Here is a 5,558-nt window from a genome sequence, read left to right as displayed (position 1 = left end):
CGGGCCGCCGCGGTCCGAGCGGACGTCTCGTACCTGGAGCCCGACCCCCGGATTCAGAGCAGGCCGCGGAGGTCGCCAGCGCGGGGAACGCCAGCGTCTCGCCCTCGCTGACGACCACCGGGCGGAACCCGTCGGGGTTCGAGAGCATCGAGGACAGCGAATCGTCGCGACGCAGGCCGTTGACGAGGGTCCCGGCCGCGAGCCGCGTGAACGCCGGGACCACGAGGACGTCCGCGCCGTCGTGCTGCTTCGGGCCGTGCAGGAAGCAGGGATGTCGGGTCCCCTCGATCTCGACCGCCGGGTGCTCGTGGCCGACGACGTACCGATCCGCGTCCACGGGCGGGTCCTCGTGGCCGTGGCAGACCGCGGTACCGTCCGCGAGTTCCACGGCGTCCTCGCCGTCGATTCCGACGGCGTCCAGCATCGTGTCGTGGTTCCCGCGGACCACCCGGAGGGCCGCATCCGCGTCGCTGACCGAGGATTGAACGGCCTCGACGGTCTCCCTGGTGCCGTCGGGCAGGTCGCCGTGGACGTGAAGGAGGTCACCGGCGATCACGACCGTCGCCGGGTCGAAGGACGCCAGTAGTTCGTCGAGACGGTCCACGAGGTCGTCGTGCTCCCCCAGCGGGAGGGCGACGTTCGAGGCGGCGTCCCGGCCGACGTGGAAGTCGGCGACCACGACGGCGTCCGCGGCCGGCAGGTACGCCGCGCGCTCGCCGAACTCCACCCACGACGGAGTGTCGCTCACGTCCCCCGCTCGGGACTACACCGGGTTAGATGCAGCGGTCCACCACCCCGTTCGCGGGACGGCAGCGGCCCCGGTTCGGCTCGTGCGACTGTGGCAGCCACAGACTCAGGCCTCGGCGGCCTCCGCGCCGTCGCGTACGCTTCGCGCACGCGCTCGAACGTCTCTCGGTCGCCGCCGTGGTCCGGATGGACGTCCTTCACCCGCTCCCGGTAGGCGGCTTTCACGTCCCCTTCGCTGGCAGTCCGCGGGACGCCGAGCGTCCGGAACGCGGCCTCGACGCTGTCGACGCGGTCCGCGTCGTCGCGGGCGTCGCCGGTTCCTGCGCCGAACTCGTCCGCCACGTCGGGCGTCTCGAACGGCAAGCGCGCGCCCAGCGCCCACCCCGGCATCTCGTGTTCGGCCAGCACGACGTGCGTCCCCGCGTTCCGAATCCGGAAGTACGCGGGCGCGTCGAACGTGATGGCGACGTCGCGTCCCGGCAGGTAGAACGCCACGTGGCGGCCAGCGACGAAGTGGTCCTCCGCGAACGGTTCGTCGATCGCGCGCAGGTACTGACGGATCTCGCGGCGGCGCTTCCACTCCCCGGAGCGCCGGCTCGCGGGCGAAACCGGCGGCGTCGGGAACCTCCGCTGGGCGAACGCGAACAGCGCCGCGGTCAGGACGGCTACCGCGCCGGTGATTGCGAGTCCGAGCCCCAGCCAGTCCGGCAGCACACCGCGTACTCGGGGCTCGTCGGAGAAGTATCGTTCGCCACCGGGAATCGCACGGTATCGGGCGGCGCGGGTGGGTCGTCGGCCTGCACGGGTGAGTCGTCGGCAGTGCACACGAAAATCTGTGTTGGAACCGCTTGCTGCGTCACTCCTCGGTGAGCGTCAGGTCGGCCCAGGCGACGGACCCTTCCTCGACGATGTTCTCCGGGGTGAGTTCCGGAGCGTCGAACACGCGCTTGACGTTCGGCAGCAGTCCCTCCGTGGGGGACGGAGTGAACACGTCGCCCTCCATATCGTCGTCCGTTCCGTCGTCCGCGCCGTCGCTGTCGTCTTCCATTCCGTCTCCCGCGCCGTCTTCGCCCGACGCCATCACGACGATTCGCATGACCATGCCCACGGGGAGGTGGGGGAGACACAGGACGTCGTAGATGCCCTCCTCGTGGAACTGATAGAGCCAGGACTCGCCTTCGACGACGGGCGGCGAAGTAAACCCGGGCACGTCCTCCGGGAGCCGAGTCGAGAGTTCGATTTCTGGATTGCTGTACTTCTCATGGTACGCCGTGGCGGTGTGCTCGCCGCCAGCCGAGAAGAAGTGCACGACCCCTCCGGGTTCCACGTGGAGGCCGACCGGGTCGAACTTGAACTCGAACTCCAGCACCTCCCCGGACGCCATGTCGAGCGGGAAGTTTTCGTGGGCGCCCGCCCCCGACATCGTCTCCATCGCGACGACGTTCTCGACGTCGACGCTCCCGGTCTCGTCGGCGGCGAGAGGGTACCCCCACGTCGGGTCGATGAGGTCGTCGACGAGCGCGCTGTCGTCCGGTCCCGTTTCCGCCTCGCCCTCGTCGCCGTCTTCGCCCTCGTCGCCGTCCTGGCCCTCTCCGCCGTCCTCGTCGTCCTGGAAGCCGCCGGCGACACCGGCGATACCGCCGACTGCCATCCCGCCGCCCGTGAGTTTGAGGATTGTCCGCCGCGACCAGGCGCGGTCGGTGCTGTACGCGTCGGCCGTGGAGTTACTCGGTTCTCTGGACATCGAGTCGACACTACGACCTGCACGTCGAATGTTATGAGTGGAAAATTACAGAAACAGGAGGTAAGTCACCAATTCCGACCACAGTAGGGACACCGTCGAGACACATCAGGCGTTCGAGAACCGGCGTCGCGGCGGTCGCGTCGCCCGCGTCGGGGTGCGTCACAAGTCGGCGTTTACCAGCGGACCTTCGCGGAAAGGCGGTGTTTATGACACCGACCGGTCAGCTCTCGGGGGTCCGGGCCCGAACCCACCCGCGTCGGGATAGTGAGCGCTGCGACCCCTCGACACCGGCGGGCGCCTGTTACCCGATGTAGCGGAGGTCTTCCTCGCCGCCGGGGCTCGGCCCCTCCTCCATCTCGCGGAGGCGGCTGACGACCTCCTCCATCTCGTCGGCGCGGTCGTCGAGGGCTTCCTCGTCGACGTCGAACCCGAGCATGTCCTCGAGCACGGCGAGGACGGCCTTCGCGGCCTTCGGGTCGAGAGGTAGCCCGACGTCTCGCCCATCAGGCACGCCGCGTCGAACCCGCGGCGACCGCCCAGGCCCAACAAGAGGCCGCTTGACCCGACGATGCCGCCCGCCGGCTCCTCGCTGCGGAACTCCACGCCCGCCTCCTCGAGACGCTCCGTCAGGCCGGCGTCGGAGACGGCGCCGATGACGTCGTGCTCCTCGACGAGTTCGCCGGTCGGAACGCCGCCGAGCGCGTACAGCTCCGTCGAGTCGAACTGCTCGGCGACGTCGAGGAACGCCTCCGTGACGCGGTAGTGACCGACGTTCTCCTGCGCCTGGTGGTTGCCCGTCAACACCAGCAGGTCGCGGCCCTCGGTGTCGACAGCGTGAATTTCGGCCGCCGCGAGCTCCGCGACGCTGTCGTCGCCCACGGTCACCTGTGGCGGGAAGTGTTCGCTGTGCACGCGAGCGACGCGCTCGCTCTCGGCCTCCTCGACGACGTGCTCGGCGACCAGTTTCCCGACGTGACCGACCCCCGGCAGACCTTCGACGAACACGGGGTCCTCCAGGTCCGGTTCGGATTCCCACGCGATGTCGATTTCGTCCATACCTTAACGGCGGCCGCGCTCCTTAAGAGCGCGTCGGTAGCGTCCGTAGGGGTCCTCGGGGTCGAACGGGGCGGGCGCGCTGTTGACGGCGTCCGCGCCGCAGTCGGGACACACAGCAGAAAGCGTGTACACCGGGCGGTCGTGGCGTTCGTGCCACGCCGAACACACCCGGATGTCGGATTTCATTCCTCGTCGAGTTGCCGTTCGCGGTGGAAGTTCCCCTCGCCGCCCTGCGCGTCGATCTCGGCGACCGCGCGAGCGCCCGCTTCCTCGAGTTGGTCCTCTGCGGTCTTGTAGTTCGGCGCCTGCACCCGGATGCGGTACTCGGGCGCGCCGACGTACGTCACTTCCAGGTCGGCCTCGTCGGGGACGTCGCCGTTCCCCTCGGCTGCCTGCAGCGCTTCTTTCACGTCGTCGACGCCGTCCACGTCGGGGGACGTCAACGTCACGTAGCCCGTGACCGTCACGTACGGCACGGAGACGTTCTCGCGAGCCGTCTCGACGATTGCGTCCTGCTCGTCGTCGTCCAGGTCGGAGTCCTCGAGGGCCTCGTAGCCGTGAATCGCGGCCTGCTCGAACCCCTCGTAGAGGCTGCCGAACTCGCCGAGCAGAACGTTTGCGATGCGGCGGAACTGGTCGTCGGCCATGTCCTCGCCGAACGCCAGCGTCAGCCACTTGTCGGCCTTCTGCTCGTTCTTCCACTCCTGAATCTTGTCCGAACGCTGGTGGTCGTTGACGTCCTTCAGCGAGAGGTCGATCTGTTGTGCTGACTCGTCGACGTCCAGCACCTTCGCGACGACGGTCTGGTCCTCGTTGACGTGGTCGCGAACGTTCTTGATCCAGCCGCTGGCCACTTCGCTGACGTGCACGAGGCCGCGCTTGTCCTCGTACTCCTCGAGGTCGACGAACACGCCGAAGTCCTCGATGTCGTCGACCTTGCCGACGACGAGTTCGCCCTCCTCGGGCCAGCCAACGTACTTCATCTCGCCTCGACAGTCTCCACGACCTCACCGGTGAACTCCGCCTCGCCGCCGGTCGGACGCGCGAGCGTCGTGCCGCAGACGGCGCAGGCGACCTCCGAGGAGGCCTTCCCGAAGACGACCTGTTCGTTCTCGCAGTCCGGACACTCGACTTTGAAGAATCCTCCAGCCATGATTAGTCCTGGAAGACGAGTCGGCCGGTTCGCCACCCTTCGCGCAGGTGGGCGTTCCCGCACTCGCTGCAGCGGTACTTGAGGTCCGTCTTCTTCGTCGGCTTGTTGCCGACCGGCACTTTCGAGAACCGGCCGTGGTTCCCGATGGAGGCGTTCGCGCGCTTCGTGCGGCGAGCGTCCCACTTCATGCCGGACGAGCGTCCGGTTCGGACTTTCTCGACCTCGATCTGGTGGTGTTCGTCACAATGCGGGCAGTAGCTGTTGAATCGGCGTGGCATCTCCATGAGCGAAATAACCTCTGTTGTCCCTCAGTTAGACGTGGTTGCTTAAAATGGGTTTGGTTCCGGGCCGCCGGCCGACCGCTGCCGTCCCGCGGATACCGCCAGCCATCGCTGGCTGTCAGCCCTCCTCCGGCCAGGTGTCGGGCTTGTTCGGGAAGTCGACGAACGCGTCTAGCTTCTCGCGTGCGTCCGCGAGGACGTGGCTACCGTGGAAGACCAGGCCGATCTCGAAGTCGTACGACTGGAGGCGTTCGAGGTTGCGTTCGGCGGCGCGGAGGTCCGTCGAGTAGATGCCTTCCACGAGCACGAAGTAGCCGGCGGGGAGCCCGCGCCAGTCCGCGCCGATGGCGGCGTCCCCCACGACGGCGACGGCCCGGGATTCGTCGACGAGCGCATAGTTGTCGTCGGTGTGGCCGGGGACGTGGACGGCCTCGAAGGGGCCGACGGTGTCGCCGTGGTCGTAGCGGTGGTCCGGCCGGTGGGCGAAGTCGTGGGTCGACTCCGACGGGACGTAGGTGGTCGGGTCGTAGCGGTCGACGACAGCGTCGAAGCCGCCCGCGTGGTCGGGGTGGACGTG

Annotated in this window: 8 protein-coding genes and 1 pseudogene; all 9 read right to left on the bottom strand. The window is 68.3% G+C overall.

Translation table 11 applies throughout. The features are described 5' to 3' along the window. The coding region (locus tag GRX66_RS16030; protein WP_325064154.1) for a metallophosphoesterase at nucleotides 1-748 on the bottom strand (748 nt) is incomplete at its 3' end. Then, complete coding sequence (locus GRX66_RS16025) at nucleotides 745-1,461, bottom strand: J domain-containing protein (RefSeq protein ID WP_325064153.1); 717 nt, start codon at nucleotides 1,459-1,461, stop codon at nucleotides 745-747. The genes GRX66_RS16030 and GRX66_RS16025, both read right to left, overlap by 4 nt. 142 nt (nucleotides 1,462-1,603) lie before the next feature. Next, nucleotides 1,604-2,491, bottom strand: coding sequence for a cupredoxin domain-containing protein (locus tag GRX66_RS16020; RefSeq protein ID WP_159527424.1), 888 nt, complete (start codon nucleotides 2,489-2,491; stop codon nucleotides 1,604-1,606). A 301-nt stretch (nucleotides 2,492-2,792) separates the two neighbouring features. After that, nucleotides 2,793-3,547 (bottom strand): annotated as a pseudogene (locus tag GRX66_RS16015) (proteasome assembly chaperone family protein). A 3-nt stretch (nucleotides 3,548-3,550) separates the two neighbouring features. Next, the gene (locus GRX66_RS16010; RefSeq protein ID WP_159527423.1) at nucleotides 3,551-3,733 is read right to left on the bottom strand and encodes an RNA-protein complex protein Nop10; all 183 of its coding nucleotides are present in this window, start codon (nucleotides 3,731-3,733) and stop codon (nucleotides 3,551-3,553) included. Beyond that, nucleotides 3,730-4,530 carry a translation initiation factor IF-2 subunit alpha gene (locus GRX66_RS16005; protein WP_159527422.1) on the bottom strand — a complete coding sequence of 267 codons (801 nt, stop codon included), beginning with the start codon at nucleotides 4,528-4,530 and terminating at the stop codon, nucleotides 3,730-3,732. The genes GRX66_RS16010 and GRX66_RS16005 overlap by 4 nt, the downstream gene beginning before the upstream one ends. Next, nucleotides 4,527-4,700 carry a 30S ribosomal protein S27e gene (locus tag GRX66_RS16000; protein WP_159527421.1) on the bottom strand — a complete coding sequence of 58 codons (174 nt, stop codon included), beginning with the start codon at nucleotides 4,698-4,700 and terminating at the stop codon, nucleotides 4,527-4,529. The genes GRX66_RS16005 and GRX66_RS16000 overlap by 4 nt, the downstream gene beginning before the upstream one ends. A 2-nt stretch (nucleotides 4,701-4,702) precedes the next feature. Next, complete coding sequence (locus GRX66_RS15995) at nucleotides 4,703-4,984, bottom strand: 50S ribosomal protein L44e (protein ID WP_159527420.1); 282 nt, start codon at nucleotides 4,982-4,984, stop codon at nucleotides 4,703-4,705. A 115-nt stretch (nucleotides 4,985-5,099) separates the two neighbouring features. Further along, a partial coding sequence (locus tag GRX66_RS15990; RefSeq protein ID WP_159527419.1) for an MBL fold metallo-hydrolase occupies nucleotides 5,100-5,558 on the bottom strand: 459 nt, incomplete at its 5' end.

Source organism: Halobacterium bonnevillei (genome assembly GCF_009831555.1).
Classification (GTDB): Archaea; Halobacteriota; Halobacteria; order Halobacteriales; family Halobacteriaceae; genus Halobacterium; species Halobacterium bonnevillei.
This window is presented reverse-complemented; position numbering and strand designations above follow the sequence as displayed.

What these genes read in the sequence shown, in the direction of transcription:
- GRX66_RS16020 (WP_159527424.1), bottom strand. Translation starts at nt 2,491, where the DNA reads ATGTCCAGAGAACCGAGTAACTCCACGGCCGACGCGTACAGCACCGAC.
- GRX66_RS16010 (WP_159527423.1), bottom strand. Translation starts at nt 3,733, where the DNA reads ATGAAATCCGACATCCGGGTGTGTTCGGCGTGGCACGAACGCCACGAC.
- GRX66_RS15995 (WP_159527420.1), bottom strand. Translation starts at nt 4,984, where the DNA reads ATGGAGATGCCACGCCGATTCAACAGCTACTGCCCGCATTGTGACGAA.
- GRX66_RS16000 (WP_159527421.1), bottom strand. Translation starts at nt 4,700, where the DNA reads ATGGCTGGAGGATTCTTCAAAGTCGAGTGTCCGGACTGCGAGAACGAA.
- GRX66_RS16005 (WP_159527422.1), bottom strand. Translation starts at nt 4,530, where the DNA reads ATGAAGTACGTTGGCTGGCCCGAGGAGGGCGAACTCGTCGTCGGCAAG.